Here is an 18,168-nt window from a genome sequence, read left to right on the forward strand (position 1 = left end):
ACGACATGGCCCGCCGGATCGACGACGGCCCTCGGCCCAAGCACGCGCAGCTGAGCGACGCGCTGGCCGAGCTCGCGACCCACGAGCTCGGACCCGACACGGCCATCCCGTCCGAGCGCGAGCTGATGACGACGTACGACGTCTCCCGGGCGACCGTCCGCAAGGCCATCGACAGCCTCGTCGCCGGAGGCCTCCTGCACCGCATCCAGGGGAAGGGCACCTTCGTCGCCCGGCCGCGGGTGGAGAGCCGCCTGCACCTGGCGTCGTTCTCCGAGGACATGCGCCGGCGCGGGCTGACCCCGTCGACCCGGCTGATGCTGGTCGACGAGGAGCGGCCGCCGGCCGAGGTCGTGCGCGCCCTCCACCTCGGCGCGCGCGGCACCGCGTGGCGCATCGACCGGGTCCGGCTCGCCGACGGGCAGCCGATGGCGATCGAGCAGGGGTGGTATCCGCGCGCACTGCTCCCCGACCTCGACACCGAGGACCTGACGGGGTCGCTCTACACGCTGTTCGCGAACCGCTACGGCCTCGCCATCGACGCCGCCGAGCAGACCCTCTGGGGCGAGGCCGCCGAGGGCGCGACGGCGCGACGGCTCGAGGCGCCGGTGCACACCCCGCTCCTCGTCTTCCGCCGCGTCTCGAGCGCGGCCGGGCGGCCGGTCGAGTACGTCGTCTCGCGCTACCGCGGCGACCGCTACCAGGTCCACATGAACCTCGGCGCCCAGCAGGGCGCCACAGGAAGAACCAGCACGATCGGAAGGAAACGATCCTCATGACCACCCAGGACGCCGCCGCGGGCGGCACCGAAACACAGAAGCGCAGGCTCAACCTCGCGCCGGTGCAGAAGTTCGGGCGCAGCCTCATGCTCCCGATCGCCGCCCTTCCCGTGGCAGCGCTGCTGCTGCGCCTGGGGCAGGCGGACCTCCTCGGCGAGGACGGCCTCGGCTGGGTCGACGTGGCTGCCGTCATCGGGGCGGCGGGCAACGCGCTGTTCGCCAACCTGCCGCTGCTCTTCGCGGTCGGCATCGCCATCGGCATGGCCCGGAAGTCCGACGGCTCGACCGCCCTCGCCGCCGTGGTCGGCTACCTGGTGTTCCGGGGCGTCGGCGACGCGATGTCCCCGGTCATCCTCGAGGGCGACGAGCTGATCAACTACGGCGTGCTCGGCGGCATCGTGTCCGGCCTCGTCAGCGCCTGGCTGTGGCAGCGCTACCACCGCATCTCGCTGCCGCCCTACCTCGCGTTCTTCGGCGGCCGCCGGTTCGTGCCGATCCTCACCGCCTTCGCGATGCTCGTGATCTCGGTGCTGATGAGCTTCGTCTACCCGGCGTTCGACGCCGGCATCACCTCGCTCGGCGAGTGGGTGACCGACAACGCCGTCCTCGGCGGCTTCGTCTACGGCACCATCAACCGCCTGCTGATCCCCCTCGGCCTGCACCACATCCTCAACAACCCGCCGTGGTTCATCTTCGGGGAGTACACCTCGGGCGGCGAGACCTACCACGGCGACATCGCGCGCTTCCTCGCCGGCGACCCGACCGCCGGTGCCTTCATGACCGGCTTCTTCCCGATCATGATGTTCGCGCTCCCGGCCGCCGCCATCGCGATCTGGCACGAGGCCAAGCCGCAGAACAAGAAGCTCGTCGGCGGCATCATGCTGTCGGCGGCGCTCACCGCGTTCCTCACCGGCGTCACGGAGCCGCTGGAGTTCGCGTTCATGTTCGTGGCGTTCCCGCTGTACGTCATCCACGCCCTGCTGACCGGCACCTCGCTGGCGCTGGTCAACGCCCTCGGCATCAAGGACGGATTCGGCTTCTCCGCGGGCCTGTTCGACTACGTCCTCAACTTCGGCATCGCGACCAAGCCGCTGTGGATCATCCCGATCGGTCTCGGCTACGCGGTCGTCTACTACTTCCTCTTCCGGTTCGTGATCCGCAAGTGGAACCTCAAGACGCCGGGTCGCGAGGACGAGGACGCCGCCACCGACGGGTCGGTCCTCCAGCAGGACAACGCCTGACGTGATCGTCTCGGCAGCACAGGTGGTCACCCCGGCGCGGATCCTCGCGCCGGGGTGGCTGGACCTCCGCGGCGAGCGGATCGTCGAGGTGGGCGAGGGGGCTCCGCCGCGCACCCCCGACGTCGACCTCGGTGACGTCACCGTCTCCCCCGGCTTCATCGACCTCCACGTCCACGGCGGCGGGGGCGCGTCGTTCGACTCGGGGAAGGCCGACGCGGCCGAGGTGGTGGCCGACACCCACCTGCGCCACGGCACCACGTCGATGGCGGCCAGCCTGGTGACCGACACGCCCGCCCGGATGGCGGCCGCCCTGCGCGAGCTCGCCCCCCTCGTCGACGACGGCCGGCTCGCGGGCATCCACCTCGAGGGGCCGTGGCTGAGCCCGCAGCGCTCGGGCGCCCACCAGCCCGGCTCCCTGGCCGATCCCGAGCCCGGGGCGATCGAGTCGCTGCTCGCGGCCGGCGACGGCACCGTGCGGATGGTGACCCTCGCGCCCGAGCTGCCCGGCGGGGTCGACGCCGTACGCCGCCTCGAGGCGGCCGGCGTGGTCGTCGCCGTCGGGCACACCGACGCGACGTACGCCGAGACCCGCGCGGCCCTCGACGCCGGCGCCCGCCTCGGCACCCACCTCTTCAACGCCATGCGCCCGCTGCACCACCGCGACCCCGGCCCGGTGGGGGCGCTGCTCGACGCCCCGGTCGACGTCGAGCTGATCGCCGACGGCGTCCACCTGCACCCCGCCGTGCTGCGCACGGTCTTCGCGGCCAAGCCGGGGCGCTGCATCCTCGTCACCGACGCCATGGCCGCCGCCGGCGCCCCGGACGGCGACTACCGCCTCGGGCCCATGGCGATCGAGGTGCGCGAGGGCGTGGCCCGGCTCGCGTCCGAGGGCGGCACGGGCGCGATCGCGGGCTCGACGCTCACCATGGACGCGGCCGTGCGCTTCGCCGTCCGCACCGCCGGCCTGCCGCTGCTGGACGTCGTGCACGCGGCGAGCACGGCCCCGGCCGCCGCCTGGGGCCTGGCCGACGTCGGCGCCCTGGAGGCCGGTCGGCGGGCTGACCTCGTGGTGCTCGACGACGCGCTCGAGGTCGTCCGCGTGATGCGGGCCGGAGCGTGGGTGCGGCACTAGCCCGCCGGGCGACCCCGCCTCAGTCCTCCAGGTCCTCGCCGTCGGCCGTCTCGGACCGGCGCCGTTCCTCGGGGTCGTCGTAGCGCACCGCCTCGTCGGGGAAGTCCTCGCCGGTCGGGTGGCCTCCGGCCGGCGATCCCTCGGCCGGGTCGTACTCGCCGCGCGCGGCCGCCCCCTCGGAGGTGGACGACGGCTCGGCCGCCTCCTGGTCGTCGTCGAGCCTGCCGAGCTGCTCGGAGCCGTCCTGGGTCATGTCGGTCCTCTCGGGTCGTCGGATGCCCGACCGGTTACCCGCGGGAGCGGCCTGCATGCGCCCGGGCGCCGGTCGTCGCGCCGCGCGGGTGCCGGCGTGCACTCTGGCTACCGCCGTCGTGGTGTCCCTGAGCGGCTGATCGCTCACCGGGCCGCTCCCCGCCCGCGGGCGGCGACAGCGCGCGCCCGTCGAGACGGTGTGGCGTCCGATGTGTCGTCCGGCTGTCGTCCCACAGCCATGGCCACGGCGCCGAAGCGACTCCCCCGCGGGCTTGTACCTCGAAGCTGAGGGCCTCGGACGCCGACGGCGCCCGAACCGCGACCGGGCTGCGCTCGACCGGGCGTGCCGGTGGCCCGATCACCGGGTGGGTGTCGGGCTCAGGGGGGCGGTTGGGGTCGTCGGTGGGGTGGGTCGGTGGTGACGGTGCGTCCGGACGGCAGGGTCCAGTGGTAGGAGCCGTCGGGTTGGCGGTGGTAGGTGAAGTCGGCGAAGGTCTTGGCGCGGTGGTGGCGCCGGCACAGCGGCGCGAGGTTGTCGGGGCGGGTCTGGCCCGGTGGTCCGCCGTCGTCGAGGGGGACGTAGACGGTGATGTGGTCGAGGTCGCAGCTCTGCGACGGGCGGCCGCAGTGGGGGTAGACGCAGGTGTCGTCGCGCAGCCGGACCGCTTCGGCCATGCGTGGGGGCGGGTCGTGGCGGTCCACCGCGGGGACGGTGGTGGTGTGCGGGTCGAGGTCCAGCACCGGGGTCACGGTCACGTTCGCGGCGGTGAGCAGCCACGACCGCAGCCGGCCCAGGAGCATCGGGCCGAGCCGGTCACAGCGCGCCACACCACGGCTCCCCATCGCCATGCCCATGCCCCTGCCCGGGTGGTCGAGGAGGTCGCGGTCGGTGACGTGCACGACCAGCCGCACCTCACCACCCTCACCACCTTCACTGTCTTCACTGTCTCCGTCGCCGCTGCCGGTGCTGGTGGTGGGGCGTCGGAACGGGGTGGCGGGTTCGTAGGCGACGTCCTCGGCGACGCAGACCCTGGGATCGTCCATGGAGAGCGGCGGACCATCTGTCTGCGTGACCGGGGCACCTGTCTCCGCGGCCCCGGTTGCCGGTCCGATGTCGCGTACCGCGACCGCGGCCACGCTCAGGAGGTCCAGCGCCTTCTGCGGGTCGGCGAGGACCCCGACCGCGTGCGCGCGGCGCACCCCGAGCTCGCCGGGGTGGCCCAGGCAGCGCATCGTGGCGGCCATCGTGGTCACGGTGTGGTCGAACGCGACCGCGTCGGCGGTGTCGAGCGTCATGAACACCGCGCTCGTGCCAGGGGCGCCGTCGTCGTGGTGCACCTCGACGCGCCGCGCCGCCAACGCGTGGTCGTGGTCGGCGACCGCCCGGTCCGGGTCGGCGTACAACCGCGCCTCGTGGACCAGCACCGCGATGCGGTGCGGGTTCAACCGCCGCGGCTGCCACACCAGCAGCCGGTCCGCATACCCCGCCGCCACCACGTCCAGGTCGCGGGAGACCCGCGCCGCCTCCCGCGCCAGCCGCACCGGCACCCCCAGCCCACGCGTCAGCGCCCACAGCCGCGGCAGCCGGTGGGCCAGGTCGAGCACGTCACCCACCAGCGCCAACGCCGCCTCGTGCGACACCCCCAGCACCGCCGCCAGCTCGATCACCGCGAACTCCGCCACCCGCGGCGTCCCCGCACCTGCGACCGGCAGCGCCCGCTCCCCGAACAACGCCGCAGCGCTCCCCACCGCCGCCACACCGGCCACGGTGTCCGAGCGCCACCCCGCCACCAGGTCGTCATCGGTGCCGGCCGGCACCACGTGGGCGTGCGCCCACGCCAACGCCGCCTCCACCACCTCCACGTCGGCCCGCCGCCGCGCCTCCACCGCCGCCACCGCACGATCCAGCACCGCACGGCTCGAGGGCCGATCAACAGCAGCCGCGGCAGTGGTGGACATGCGTCCAGTCTCCCAGACCCCACCGACGTCCTGACCTGCCCGAACACATCTGCGGAGAACTCTTTTCGAACACGCCGCCGAGTCGCCGGAGCAAGCGAACGCCGGACCTCGGACACCGCCCTAGGCTGGGCGCATGGACGCACGCGCATGGGACGAGCGGTACGCCGCGAGCGACCTGGTGTGGTCGCGCGAGCCCAACCAGCTCGTGGCCGCCGAGCTCGCGGACCTCGCACCCGGCACGGCGGTCGACCTGGGGGCCGGAGAGGGTCGCAACGCGATCTGGCTGGCGAGCCGCGGCTGGTCCGCCACAGCCGTCGACTTCAGCCAGGTCGCCCTCGACAAGGGCGCCCGGCTCGCGGCCGACCTCGGGCCGGCGGCGCCGGACGTCACGTGGGTCTGTGCCGACGCGACGACCTGGCGCCCGTCCGCGCCCGTGGACCTGGTGGTGGTCGCGTACCTGCAGCTGCCGGCGGACGAGCGGCGCCGGGCTGTCCGGGGCGCGGTCGAGAGCCTGCGCATCGGCGGGACGCTGCTGCTCGTGGCGCACGACGCGACGAACCTCACGGAGGGCACCGGTGGCCCCCGGGACCCGGCCGTGCTGATGACGGCCGAGGACGTCGTGGCCGACCTGGCCGGCCTCGACGTCGAGGTGGTGCGCGCCGAGCGCGTCGCCCGTCAGGTCACCGCGGACGACGGCCACGGCGGAGAGGTGCGTCGTACGGCCTGGGACTGCGTGGTCCGGGTGGTCAGGCGCTGACCGCAGCAGGTCAGCGCCCGACCACCCGGAGGTTCAGCGGGTCAGCCGCACACTCACCCGCTGGGTGCCGCCGTCCTCGAACCGGACGACGAGCACGGCCTTGACGGTCGCCTTCTTGCCCAGCAGGGCACGAGCCCGCTTGGTGAGCTTGAGGGTGACCTTGTCCTTCTCGAGCGAGTCGAGGTCGAACGTCCCGGCGCCGAGGCGCTTGCCGTCCTTCCCACGCGTGCGGAGGACCGCCTTGCCCTCGCACCCGACCGCTCCGCAGCGGACCGTGAGCTTGGCCTTGCGACGGCTGGGCGTCGCGTCGGCCTTCTCGCCCTTGACCTTCACCGACGGCGCGTCGGCCGGCGGGTTGGTCGGCGGGGTCGGGACCGGCGCGGGGGTCACGACCTTGACCTGGGCGGTGCCCTGGCCCGGGTCGTGCGCCACGTCTCCGGCGTACTTCGCGACCAGCTCGACGGTCCGTCCGGCAGCGAACGGGCCGACCTCGAAGGTCGCCTTGCCGTCCTTCAGCGTCGCGGCGGGCAGGTCGGTGCCGTCGACGGACAGCACCACCTCACCGGTCGGCGTCTCCTGTGCCGCAGACGTCACGGCGACCTCGACCTGCGCCTTCTTGCCCGTCTGGAGCTGCTCGGGCGCCGTGACGGTCACCGTCGCCGGCACGTTCTCCGGGTCGGCGAGCTCCTTGACCTGGACGTCGCGGTAGAAGACGGTCTCGCCGCCACCGTGGTTCTGCAGACCGATGTAGGACGGCCACTTCAACCGGTTCTCGTCGGTGCTGGTGAAGTCGTTCACCAGGACGTCGTTGAGGTAGATCCGGATCCGCTTGCCCTCCACCTTGATCTCGTAGTGGTTCCACTGGCCCACCGGCTTGAGCGCGGCGTCGCGCGCGGTCAGGTCGGCCGACTGGAAGTTGTAGATCGCGCCGGTCGTGCTGTCCGGGTCGTCCGTGGCGTCGATTTGGATCTCGTAGCCCTGGTTGACGGCCACCCACGGGTCGGTGCCCGGGTTCGGGAACCCGACGAACACGCCACCGTTGTCGTCCTTGACGAGCTTCCAGTCCAGCTGCAGCGAGTAGTCGCCCTCGAGCGGCTCGGAGTGCCACAGCAGGCCGAGGCCGCCGTTGGTCTTCAGCGTGCAGTCCGCCTCTCGGGTGAACACGCCGGGGCCGGCCATGTTCCAGTCCTCGAGGCTGTTCGCGGTGCCGTCGAACAGCGTCCGGTAGCCCGGGTCGGCCGTGGTGGCCTCGCAGGCGTCGGGCTCGACGACGACCTCGTCGCTGACCCGGAACCAGTCGAACGCGCCGACCTGGCTGCCGGTGCCGTTGTAGGCAGCGACACCGATCTTGGGTGCGACCAGCCCCGTGGAGGGGTAGCCCGCGCCCATCGACTGCCACGTCGTGCCCTGGTCGACCGACCAGCGGCCCTGGATGGCGGTGCCGGTCGAGACCATCTGCAGCTGCAGGTCGTCCGGAGCGGCGCCGTCGGGCAGGTCGGCGTTGGTGTAGACCATGTCGCCGTTGATCCGGCGACCCAGCTCGAGCACCCAGTCGCCGTCCGGCTTCTCCATCGCGACGAACTTGGCGTAGTTCGTGGCGCTGGTCCACGCGACCAAGCCACCCTGCAGGTAGTCGTCCGTGCCCGTCATCGTGAGCTGCGTGGTCGCCGCCCACGGGCCCTCGGCGGGCGCGTTCTGCAGGACCATGTTTTTCGCGTCCACCGCACCGCCGGACAGGTCGCCGGCCTGGGCGTTGATCCGCAGCTGGCCACCGGCCACCGCGACGCCGGTCGACGTCTTGTTCAGGATCGTGCTCCAGCGGCAGGTGTCGAGCGTGGTGCCATCGAACTCGTCGTCGGCGCCGGGAACCTGACCGGGAGCGCACGCCTCACGGGCACCGAGGTCGAGGTAGTCGATGTTGACGTTGCCGTTGTCGCCGGCGTCGCGCTGGATCTTGACGACGTTGGCGCCGGCGCGCAGCTCGAGCTGGTCGGTGACCGAGCCCCACTCCTTCCACGTGGCGAACGGCGGCAGCGACAGCTTCTTGACGAAGACGTCGTTGACGTAGACCGACATCACCTTGGTCTGGTTGGGCTGCGGGTTCGGCCCGTTGGCGTAGCCGAGCTTCACGTTGTGGTACCCGGCCGTCGTCGCGGTGACGTCGAAGGTCACGGACGCGCCGTCGACCTCGAAGCCACCGACGTACCCGGTGCCGCTGTAGCCGGCGTGCTCGGTCTGGACCCGGTTGCGGTCACCCGTGATGGTGCCGGCCTCGGCCTCGACGCGACCGCCGGTCGGGTCGACGAGCTTGACGTGGTCGAGGTTGACGTGGCCGTCGTCGCCGGTCTCGTAGGCGATCTCGACGCGCGTCGCGCCTGCCGGCAGCGTGACCCGGGTGGTGAACGTGCCCCACGTCTTCCAGTCCGCGAACGGCGGCAGCGAGATCTGCCGGCGCTCGTCGCCGATGTAGAGGCTCATCTTCTTGGTCTGGTTGGGCTGCGGGTTCGGCCCGTTGGCGTAGCGGATCTGCAGGTCGTACGAGCCGGCCCGCGGCGCCACGACGGTGACCGCGCTGCCGGACCCGACGGTCTGGATGCCGTCGACGAAGCCCGAGCCCGTGTAGCCGGCGTGCTCGGTGTCGATGCCGGCGGTGCCGGACAGCTCGCCGTCCTCGAGCTCGTAGATGCCGTCCGGAGCGGGCTCCGGCTCGGCCTCGACGTAGCCGGGGTAGCTGTTCAGGGTGTACCAGGCCTCGGTGCTCCAGAGCGTCTCGCCGGTGGCGGACTGGAACGGGCGCGGCGAGCGCAGGTGGACCACCCGGTCGGGCTTCATCCCGTCGACCTTGAGGGTGACCGTGCGGCCGTCCTCGCTGGCGGTCGCGCTGGTGACGGCGAGCGACTCCTCGTCGAGCTTGGGGCCGCCGTACTGCGCGGTGGCCCGGTAGCGCCACTGCTTGAGCTGGTACTTCGACGCGAGGTCCTGCAGCGTCGCGGGGGCGAGCGGCTGGGTGTACTCGATCTCGAAGCCGCCCTCGACGACGTCCATCGACTTCATGTCGAAGGGGGTGTCGCCGCTCAGGTCGAGCTTCTGCAGGCCGTAGCGCAGCTTGCCGGTCTGGCCCCAGTTTCCACCGGCGCCGAGGCCGCCGATGACCAGCGAGCCGTTCGGAGCCTTGAGCACGCGGCTGACGCCGGCCTCGAGGCCCTGGGTCATCCGGAAGAGGGCGCCCTGGTAGCGGCCGTCGACCTTCTCGAGGTCGGCGCGCTGGAGGCCGCCGTAGGTCACGTCGCCGATGAACATCTGGCCGGCGTACGGGCCCGCGTCGACGACGACGGGGGTGCTCGGGGAGTTGGCGATCTCGTTCTGCGGCATCCACAGCACCGGCTTGGTCACGGGCTGGTCGTCGAAGCGACCGGGCGTGCCGTCGGGCTCGGTGGTGAAGTGGTTGTAGAACTCGCCGCGCTTGATCTCGATCAGCTTGGAGGCCGGGAGCCAGCCGCCCTGGTTGTCGGTCACGAAGATCTCGCCCGCGGGACCCCAGCCCATGCCGTGCGGGGTGCGGAGACCGCCCGCGACGTAGTCGATCGCGCCGGTGGCCTTGTCGATGGTGATGTGCGTGCCGCGGTCGTGCGAGCCCTGCGGCACGGTGGTCGCGCCGCCGAGGTTGATCGAGACCGACAGGTTCACGTGGAACTTGCCGTCCTTGTAGAGCATCCCGAAGCCGAACTCGTGGAAGTTGCCGTCGAAGGGGTACTTCGCGATCTCCACGCTGCCCTCGTAGACGCCCTGGGCGTTCTTCTGGGTCAGCTTGATCAGGCCGGTCTTCTCGGAGACGTAGATCTCGCCGTCCACGACCGAGATGCCCTGCGGCTCCTTGAGGCCGGAGGCGATCCTGGTGTGCGTCACGTCAGCCGGGGAGTCCGCTCCCTGGACGCCGCTGAGGCGGTAGAGCTCGCCGAGCTCGACGTTGCCCTGGTCGTTGCCGTTGCCGCCCCAGGTGAGGACGAGGAGGTCGTTGCCGTCCCACTCCAGGCCGGTGACCTGGGGCTCGAAGCCGTTGGGACGCAGGTTGACCAGGTCGTAGGCCGGGTTGACCGAGCCGAGCTGGAGGCCGTCACCCTCCGAGTCGTTCTGGCCCTCGCACTGCTTGAAGCCGGGCGCGGTCACGCGGGTGACGTTGGCCTCGGTGCTGAGCACGGAGGTGGGGACCAGCGAGAAGGAGCTCGCCCCGGGCGGCATCCACTCGAGCAGCAGTCGCTCGCCGCCGCCGGCCTCGAAGTAGTCGATGCGCAGCTTGTGCACGGTGCCGGCGGTCAGCGTCGTGGTGCCGGTCTTGGCGGTGTCGCCGTGCAGGCCGTCGTGGTCGATGACCTCGGTGCTGTCGATGGTGAGGCGCGAGCCGTCGTCGCTGGTGAGCCGGAACTGGTAGGCGCCCGTCGTCTCGACGCTGAGGTTGGCCAGCGCCTCCACGACGAAGTTGTCCTGCAGCCCGCCGAAGTCGGCAGGCGCGTCCCAGTCGATCGTCGGCTTGAGCAGGTCGACGTTGGGGGTCTGCCCGGACTTGAGCGTGCACAGCTCGGAGATCGGCTGGCCGAGCTGGAAGGCCCGCATCGTGAGGCCGGGCTCATCGCCCGGCGGCACGGCGGCGGCGGCGCTCGGCATCACCGCGGCGAGGCTGGCGGCCACCGCGGTGGCCAGGATGGCGGCACCCGCGCGACGACGGCCTCGGGCCGGTCGTGGGCGGGAGAGGGAGGGGGACTTCGACACCTGGGGTATGACCTCTCGCGACCCCGGTGACGGAGCACCGGGAAGGATGTGACGTCCCTCACCCTAGGTCGAATCTGCCGGTTTGTGAACAACTTTTGTCCGCCGATCGTCATAAGGGTGCCGCCGGGCTACAGTGCCGCCGTGCTCGAGGACCTGGGACGTCGGCTGTACGGCGCGCGCCGATGGGTGCTCGGAGCGTGGGCGGTGCTGGCCGTCCTGGGCGGCGTCCTCGGCGGATCGGTCTTCGACGTCGCGGAGTCCCCGGACCCGCTGCGAGCCGGGGCGGAGTCGGCGCGGCTGGAGCAGCGGCTGGAGTCGGTCGACCCCGAGGGCGAGCTCGTGGTCGCCGTCCTCTCCGGCGCCGACATCTACGGCGTCGACATGATCGACCAGGCCACCCGGGTCATGCACGAGGTGCGCGAGCTGCCCGACGTCGTGGACGTCCGCGACCCGTGGACCACCGGCGCCCAGGACCTCGTCGCCCCCGACCGCTTCGGCACGGTGGTGACGGTGGAGATCGACCCGACCGTCGACCGCGACCGCGCCCTCGCCGCCGCGGAGCGGGTCGACGCGACGCTCCGCGAGGTCGCCATGCCCGAGGTGCTCGTCGGCGGACCGCTGTTCGCCGAGGAGGCGTTCGCCGAGCAGGCGATCCAGGACGCGGCCCGCGGCGAGGGCGTCGCGATCGTCGTGCTGGTCGGCGTGCTCGCGCTCGCGCTGGGCGGCCTCCTGGCGGGTGTCGTGCCGGTGCTCACGGCGCTCGGCTCGGTATGCGTGGCGCTCCTCGCCCTGGCGGGCCTCGCCCGGCTCACCGAGGTGAGCGAGTACGCCGTCAACGTCGTCACGCTGCTCGGGCTCGGCCTGGCCGTCGACTACGCCCTGCTGGTCCTCGGCCGATTCCGCGAGGAGCGGGCCGCGGCGACCGGGCGCACCGGGCGCACGGGGCGCACGGACATCGGCGAGGTGCTCGCCCGCACCCTGGCCACCTCGGGCAGGACCGTGCTGGTGTCCGGCCTGACCGTCGGGACCGCCCTCGCGGGCCTGTTGCTGCTGGGCGACCCGGTGCTGTCCCCGATGGCCCTCGGCGGCCTGGTCGCCGTGGGAGCGGCGACGCTGTCCGGGCTCACCCTCGCCCCGGCGCTCGCCGGCGTGGCGCACGCCCGCATCCCCGAGCCCTCAGCCGGCCGGGTGCTCGGCGGCACACCGAGCGCACACGCCCTCCTCCCCCGCCTCGCCCGGGTGGCGCAGCGGCGACCGTGGCCCGTCCTGCTGGGCTGCACCGCCCTGCTGCTGCTGCTCGCGACGCCGCTGCTGTCCCTCGACCTGCGCAACTCCGACGCCCGCTCGCTGCCCGGTGACAGCGAGCCGCGGCTCGTGCAGGAAGCGATCGAGCGCGGCTTCCCCGAGCAGGTCGCGACCCCGGTCACGGTGCTGGTCGAGGCGGACTTCAGCTCCCAGGAGACGGCGGACGCGATGGCGCGCGCCATGGCCGTGCGGGGAGTGGCCGACGTGATGCTCCTCGACCCCCTCCCCGGTGAGCTGAGCCAGATCTTCGTGGAGCCCGAGCCGGACGCGGCCGGCGACTACGACGGCCCGCAAGCGCAGGACCTCGTACGCCGGCTGCGGGCCGCCGACCTCGGGCCGGGGGTGCTGGTGGGCGGTCCGACCGCGGAGCTCGTCGACACCCGCGACGCCCTCGCCGACCGGGCGCTGGTGGCCGTCCTCGTCGTCGTCCTCGCGACCGCGCTGCTCCTGGGCCGCCTCACCCGCTCGGTCGTCGTACCGGTCAAGGCGGTGGCGATGAACCTGCTCTCCCTCTGCGCGACCCTCGGCGTCGTGGTCGCGGTGTTCCAGTGGGGCTGGGGCTCCTCGCTGCTCGGCTTCGACCCGTGGGGGGCCCTCGACGTCACCACCCCGCTGCTGCTGTTCATGTTCGCGTTCGGGCTCTCGATGGACTACCACGTGTTCCTCGTCGCCCGGATCCGCGAGGCGTGGGACGAGGCGAGGCGGGACGCCGACACCGCGCGCGCCAGGCGGCGCCGTCCGCGCCCCGTCGACCTGCGGGCGCTCAACGACCGAGCCGTGCTGACCGGCATCACCGCCTCGGGTCCCGTGGTGACCCTGGCGGCGGTGGCCATCGGGATCGTGTTCCTCGGCTTCGCCCTCGGCGAGCTGGTCGCGGTCAAGGAGATCGGCGTGGGCATGACCGTGGCCGTGCTCATCGACGTCACGGTGGTCCGCGGCCTGCTGCTGCCCGCGACGATGACCCTGCTGGGCCGGTGGAACTGGTGGGTCCCGGGTCAGGACCGGGCCTCGGGACCGGACCCTTCGTCCGTGCCGTCGCCGGGCGCAGCCGGCTCGTCGCCGTAGAGGCCCGCGTCCTTGGCCGCCTGGGCCTTGCGCAGCTGCTTGACGAGGCTGAACCCGAGCACGACCACCGCGATGATCATGAAGATCCACAGCGCGAAGCCCAGCGGTCCCGCCTTCACCTCGGTGTCCCGGGGCGTGGGGTCTTCGAGCAGGACGATCAGCAGGTCGAGCATGGCTCCATCCTCCCACTCGCTCCCTACGGAGCGGGGGTCGGGATGCCCGCGAAGAGGTCGTCCTCGGGCAGCGTGGTCTCCACCGTGGACTCGACGAGCTCGTAGTCCTCGGTCGGCCAGACGTTCTGCTGGATCTCCCGCGGGATGGCGAACCACATGCCGTCGGGGTCGATCTGCGTCGCGTGCGCCAGCAGCGCCTGGTCGCGCACCCCGAAGTACTCGCTGCACGGCACCTTCGTGGTGATGCGCTCGTCCCACTCGGGCTCGCGCTGCCAGGTGGCCAGCCGCTCGGTGTAGGGCGACTCCAGGTCGTGCGCGAGCATCGCCTCGTGCAGGGCGTTGGTCTTCGCCCAGCTCCAGCCGTGGTGGTAGTAGAGCTTCATCGGCTGCCACGGCTCGCCCGCGTCGGGGAAGCGCTCGGGATCGCCGGCAGCGGCGTACGCCGCGACGGTGACCTCGTGGCAGCGGATGTGGTCGGGGTGCGGGTAGCCCCCGCGCTCGTCGTACGTCGTCACGACGTGCGGGCGGAACTCGCGGATCAGCCGCACCAGGCGCTCGGCGGCCTCCTCGAGCGGGACGAGCGCGAAGCAGCCCTCCGGCAGCGGCGGCGGCGGGTCGCCCTCGGGCCAGCCGGAGTCGACGAACCCGAGCCAGTCCTGGCGGATGCCGAGGATGTCGCGGGCGCGGTGCATCTCCTCGCGACGGATCTCGCTGATGTTCTCCCAGACCTCGGGGCGGTCCATCTTCGCGTTGAGCACCGAGCCGCGCTCGCCGCCGGTGCAGGTCACGACGTGGACGTCGACGCCTTCCGCGACGTACTTCGCCGTCGACGCGGCACCCTTGCTCGACTCGTCGTCGGGGTGGGCGTGGACGTGCATCAGGCGGAGCCCGGCGCGGGGCCGGTCTGCGGAGGGCTGGGGCATGGGCCCGAGTCTAGGAGGCGCCGCTTACGCTTCAGTGCGTGACCACCGACCTCGCCGACCGCTACGGGGCACCCCCTCGGTGGCGCCGCCCGGTCACGGTCGGCGTCGCCGTCGTCCTGGCGGTGGCCGGACTCACCTGGCTGGCGTGGACCGCGTGGTTCCACAGCACCCCCGTGGTCACCTCCGAGGTGGTCACCTACGAGGTCGCCAGCGACCACGAGATGCGCGCCCGGGTCGACGTGGAGCTCGGCGCCGACGACGTCGAGGCCAGCTGCCGGGTCCGCGCCTACGCCGAGGACCACACCACCGTCGGCGAGCTGGCGTTCACCCCCGTCGACGGCACCAACGAGGTGGTCATCCGCACCGAGCGGCGCGCCACCACGGTCGAGAAGCTCGGCTGCACGGCCGAGGGCCAGCCCCGCCCTCGCTGATCCGCCGTCCTGCGCTTTTGCGTCAGGCTTGCTACTGTGGACGTTCTGCCCGTCCGGGTGCGCTGGCTCACGTCCCGAGCCGCGACCACCCCGATCGGACGGACGACGAACCACCGACCCGATCCGGGTGCGTTGAGGCACACCCTGATCCAGTACGACGCGAAGCAGGAGCAGTGACATGACCGACCAGGGCACCGTCTGGCTGACCCAGGAGGCCTACGACAAGCTGAAGGCCGAGCTCGAGGACCTCAAGGGCCCCAAGCGCCAGGAGATCATCGAGCGCATCTCCGCCGCTCGCGACGAGGGCGACCTCAAGGAGAACGGCGGCTACCACGCCGCCAAGGACGAGCAGGGCAAGCAGGAGGCCCGGATCCGCCAGCTCGAGGACATGCTGCGCAAGGCCGAGGTCGGCGAGACCCCGCCGAACGACGGCGTCGTCGAGCCCGGCATGGTCGTAACGGTCGACTTCGGCGGTGGCGACACCGAGAAGTTCCTGCTCGGCGCCCGCGAGAACCTCTCCGACGGCGACACCCTCGACGTGTACTCGCCGCAGTCGGCGATGGGCGCCGCGATCAACGGCAAGAGCAGGGGCGACGCCGTCACCTACACCGCCCCCAACGGCAAGCAGCTCAGCGTGACGATCGTCGACGCGGAGCCCTACCGCGCCTGATCCCCGGTCGTGCGCAGCGGGGTGCGAGTCACTGGACCCGGTAGCCCCGCTCGCGCAGCCGCGCCATCAGGTGCTCGGCGTGCGGCTCGCCGCGGGTCTCGAGCTGGATGCGCACCTCGACCTCGTTGAGGGTCAGGGACGGCGAGATCCGCTCGTGGGCGACCTCGAGCACGTTCGCGCCCTCCGCGCCCACCTCCGACAGCAGCGAGGCGAGCCCGCCGGGGAGGTCGGGGATGCAGACGCGCAGGTAGAGGTAGCGGCCCGCGGCGGCGAGGCCGTGCCGGATGACCTTGCTGAGCAGGAGCGGGTCGATGTTGCCGCCCGAGAGCACCGCGACGGCCGGGGTGTCGAAGCCGGTCGGGTTGTCGAGCAGCGCCGCTACGGCCGCCGCGCCCGCGGGCTCCACGACCTGCTTGGCCCGCTCGATCAGCGCCAGCAGCGCGCGTGAGAGCGACTCCTCGGACACCGTGATGATCTCGTCGACGTGGTCGCGCACCGCGGCGAAGGTGATGTCGCCGGGCCGGCCCACGGCGATGCCGTCGGCCATCGTGCTCATCGACTCCAGCGGCACCGGCTGGCCCGCGGCGAGCGACCCGGGGTAGGCCGCGGCGCCCTCGGCCTGCACGCCGACCACGCGGACGTCGGGGCGCAGCGCCTTGACCGCGATCGCCACCCCGGCCAGGAGCCCGCCGCCGCCGGTCGGCACCAGCACCGTGCGTACGTCGGGTGCCTGCTCGAGGACCTCGAGCCCGAGCGTGCCCTGCCCGGCGACGATGTCGACGTGGTCGAAGGGGTGGATCAGCACCGCACCGGTCCGCTCGGCGTACTCCTGCGCCGCGGCCAGCGAGTCCTCGAGGTAGCGGCCGTGGAACACCACGTCCGCGCCGTAGCCCCGGGTGGCCTTCTCCTTCGGGATGGGGGCGCCCTCGGGCATGAACACCGTCGAGCGGATGCCGAGGGTGCTGGCCGCGAGCGCCACCCCCTGCGCGTGGTTGCCGGCGGAGGCGGCGACGACGCCGTTCGCGCGCTGGTCGGCGGAGAGCCGGGCGATGCGGACGTAGGCGCCGCGCGACTTGAACGAGCCGGTGCGCTGGAGGTTCTCGCACTTGAGCGACACCGGACCGCCGACGAGCGCGGAGAGCCAGCGCGACTCCTCCATCGGCGTGGTGACGGTGACGCCCTCCAACGCTTCGCGCGCCGCCAGGACGTCGGCCAGGCTCACTTCCTCGGTCATGACGGGTCCTTCTCGTGGTCGGGGCCGGAGTGCCGACGGGGGGTGTCGCGCTCGTCCTCGGGCGCGTCGGGACCGGCGAGCGGGCTGTCGTCCCTGGGGACGACGTCGGGGGGCACGCCGTCGGTCGCGAGGTCGGCGTCGAGCGCCTCGTCGGGCTCGTCCTCACCGATGGTGGTGTACGACGCCAGGTGCTGGGCGACCGCGTTGCCGGCCGCGGCGAGGGGCACGGCGATGAGCGCCCCCGCGACGCCCGCGACGAGCACGCCGCAGCCGATCGCCACGATCACGCCGAGCGGGTGGAGCGAGACGAAGCGCCCCATGAGGAACGGCTGCAGGACGTGACCCTCGATCTGCTGCACCAGGATCACGCCGCCGAACATCAGCAGCGCCGTCCACGGGCCCTGGTCGACCAGCGCCACGAGGGTCGCGACCGAGCCGGCCACCGTCGCGCCGATCATCGGCACGAAGGCGCCGAGGAAGACCAGCACGCCGATGGCCATCACGAACGGCACTCCGAGGAACCAGGCGACGAGCATGATGCCGATCGCGTCGGCCAGCGCGACCAGGACCGTCGCCCGGACGAACTGCGTCAGCGACACCCACGCGACCTTGCCGGACGCGTCCAGGCGCTCACGCGCGGCGCGCGGCGCGATCCGGACCATCCAGGACCAGATCCGGTCGCCGTCGGAGAGGAAGAAGTAGGTCGAGAACAGCACGATGAACAGTCCCGCCACCACGTGGCCCAGCGCGGTGCCGACCTCCGTGACGCGGGTGACCATGCCGTCGGAGCCGGTGCTGTCGGTGATCGCGCCCTGCACCTCCTCGAGGTACCGGTCGAGCTGTGAGTCGGAGACGCTGAGCGGGCCGGTGCGCAGCCAGGAACGGACCTGCTCGAGACCGGTCACCACCGAGCCGGCGAGGTCGCTCGCGCCCTGCGCCACCTGCTGGCCGACGTAGGTGAGCAGCAGCGCGACCGTGCCGATGCCCAGCACCATCACGATCCCGGTCGCGGGGCCACGGGGCAGACCGGCGCGCCGCAGCGCGGTGACCACCGGCGTCGCGAGCGCCGCGATGAGGAGCGAGACCGCCAGCGGGAGCGTGATCACCGCGAAGTAGCGCAGCGTCCAAAGCAGGCCCAGCGACGCGACGACGATGACGATGAGCCGCCACGACCAGGCCGCGGCGAGGTCGAGGCCCCAGGGCACCTGGGCGCGGCTGAAGTTCGAGGGCCCCGTGGTGAAGGCCGGCTCCGGGCGCCGCTGCTCGGCGCGCAGCTGGGCCCACTGCTGGAGGATCCGCTCGGTCAGCCGGTCCTCGTCGTCGCTGCGGCCGAGGGCCAGGAAGAGACGCCGGCGCCGCGACTCCTCGGTCTCCCCCATCTCCCCGGCGTCCCGGGCATCCCTGGCCTGCTCGGAGTCCCGGTCGACCCGCCCGGGTGTCGCGGGCTCAGCCGGTCCGTGCGCCCGCTCCTCGCTCACGTCGC

At 72.6% G+C, this 18,168-nt stretch carries 14 protein-coding genes; 7 read left to right on the forward strand and 7 right to left on the reverse strand.

All coding sequences use genetic code 11. The features are described from left to right. Positions 1–5 precede the first annotated feature (5 nt). Genes J3P38_RS04360 through nagA form a run of 3 tightly spaced genes read left to right on the forward strand, consistent with a single transcriptional unit; the run spans position 6 to position 3,149 of the window. Positions 6–776 (forward strand): GntR family transcriptional regulator, encoded by a 771-nt coding sequence (locus J3P38_RS04360; RefSeq protein WP_210502773.1) that lies wholly within the window; start codon positions 6–8, stop codon positions 774–776. Continuing rightward, on the forward strand, positions 773–2,017 hold the full coding sequence (locus J3P38_RS04365) for a PTS transporter subunit EIIC (protein WP_210502774.1): 1,245 nt from the start codon (positions 773–775) through the stop codon (positions 2,015–2,017). Before J3P38_RS04360 ends, J3P38_RS04365 begins: the two co-directional genes overlap by 4 nt. Before the next feature lies 1 nt (position 2,018). Further along, positions 2,019–3,149, forward strand: a complete 1,131-nt coding sequence (gene nagA / locus J3P38_RS04370) for an N-acetylglucosamine-6-phosphate deacetylase (RefSeq protein ID WP_210502775.1) — start codon at positions 2,019–2,021, stop codon at positions 3,147–3,149. 19 nt (positions 3,150–3,168) lie between these two features. On the opposite strand, the gene J3P38_RS04375 is transcribed toward nagA, so the two are convergent. Together J3P38_RS04375 and J3P38_RS04380 are read right to left on the reverse strand one after the other, a co-directional pair. Next, positions 3,169–3,402 carry a hypothetical protein gene (locus J3P38_RS04375; RefSeq protein ID WP_210502776.1) on the reverse strand — a complete coding sequence of 78 codons (234 nt, stop codon included), beginning with the start codon at positions 3,400–3,402 and terminating at the stop codon, positions 3,169–3,171. A 377-nt stretch (positions 3,403–3,779) separates the two neighbouring features. Continuing rightward, complete coding sequence (locus J3P38_RS04380) at positions 3,780–5,360, reverse strand: HNH endonuclease signature motif containing protein (protein WP_210502777.1); 1,581 nt, start codon at positions 5,358–5,360, stop codon at positions 3,780–3,782. Positions 5,361–5,493: 133 nt separating this feature from the next. Between J3P38_RS04380 and J3P38_RS04385 the strand changes: the two genes are divergently transcribed. Continuing rightward, positions 5,494–6,117: a class I SAM-dependent methyltransferase gene (locus J3P38_RS04385; protein WP_210502778.1), complete on the forward strand. Its 624-nt coding sequence runs from the start codon at positions 5,494–5,496 to the stop codon at positions 6,115–6,117. Positions 6,118–6,150: 33 nt separating this feature from the next. Here J3P38_RS04385 and J3P38_RS04390 read toward each other — a convergent pair whose 3' ends face one another. Beyond that, positions 6,151–10,803: a family 16 glycoside hydrolase gene (locus J3P38_RS04390; RefSeq protein WP_210502779.1), complete on the reverse strand. Its 4,653-nt coding sequence runs from the start codon at positions 10,801–10,803 to the stop codon at positions 6,151–6,153. A 222-nt stretch (positions 10,804–11,025) separates the two neighbouring features. On the opposite strand from J3P38_RS04390, the gene J3P38_RS04395 reads away from it, so the two are divergent. Continuing rightward, a complete protein-coding gene (locus J3P38_RS04395) occupies positions 11,026–13,254 on the forward strand; it encodes an MMPL family transporter (RefSeq protein WP_210502780.1) in 2,229 nt (742 codons plus the stop codon). Here J3P38_RS04395 and J3P38_RS04400 read toward each other — a convergent pair. Continuing rightward, positions 13,185–13,427, reverse strand: coding sequence for a hypothetical protein (locus J3P38_RS04400; RefSeq protein ID WP_210502781.1), 243 nt, complete (start codon positions 13,425–13,427; stop codon positions 13,185–13,187). The genes J3P38_RS04395 and J3P38_RS04400 overlap by 70 nt on opposite strands. A gap of 23 nt (positions 13,428–13,450) precedes the next feature. Beyond that, positions 13,451–14,350 (reverse strand): mycothiol conjugate amidase Mca, encoded by a 900-nt coding sequence (mca, locus tag J3P38_RS04405; protein WP_210502782.1) that lies wholly within the window; start codon positions 14,348–14,350, stop codon positions 13,451–13,453. Positions 14,351–14,388: 38 nt separating this feature from the next. Here mca and J3P38_RS04410 point away from each other — a divergent pair, with 38 nt between their 5' ends. Both J3P38_RS04410 and greA read left to right on the forward strand, forming a co-directional pair. Continuing rightward, a complete protein-coding gene (locus J3P38_RS04410) occupies positions 14,389–14,781 on the forward strand; it encodes a DUF4307 domain-containing protein (protein WP_210502783.1) in 393 nt (130 codons plus the stop codon). A gap of 178 nt (positions 14,782–14,959) precedes the next feature. Further along, complete coding sequence (gene greA / locus J3P38_RS04415) at positions 14,960–15,451, forward strand: transcription elongation factor GreA (RefSeq protein ID WP_210502784.1); 492 nt, start codon at positions 14,960–14,962, stop codon at positions 15,449–15,451. 28 nt (positions 15,452–15,479) lie between these two features. On the opposite strand, the gene ilvA is transcribed toward greA, so the two are convergent. Further along, the gene (gene ilvA / locus J3P38_RS04420; protein WP_210502785.1) at positions 15,480–16,685 is read right to left on the reverse strand and encodes a threonine ammonia-lyase; all 1,206 of its coding nucleotides are present in this window, start codon (positions 16,683–16,685) and stop codon (positions 15,480–15,482) included. Beyond that, positions 16,682–18,163, reverse strand: coding sequence for an AI-2E family transporter (locus J3P38_RS04425; RefSeq protein ID WP_307807706.1), 1,482 nt, complete (start codon positions 18,161–18,163; stop codon positions 16,682–16,684). Before J3P38_RS04425 ends, ilvA begins: the two co-directional genes overlap by 4 nt. Between the last annotated feature and the right edge of the window lie 5 nt (positions 18,164–18,168).

Origin of the sequence: Nocardioides xinjiangensis (assembly GCF_017916455.1) — a bacterium.
Taxonomy (GTDB): domain Bacteria; phylum Actinomycetota; class Actinomycetes; order Propionibacteriales; family Nocardioidaceae; genus Nocardioides; species Nocardioides xinjiangensis.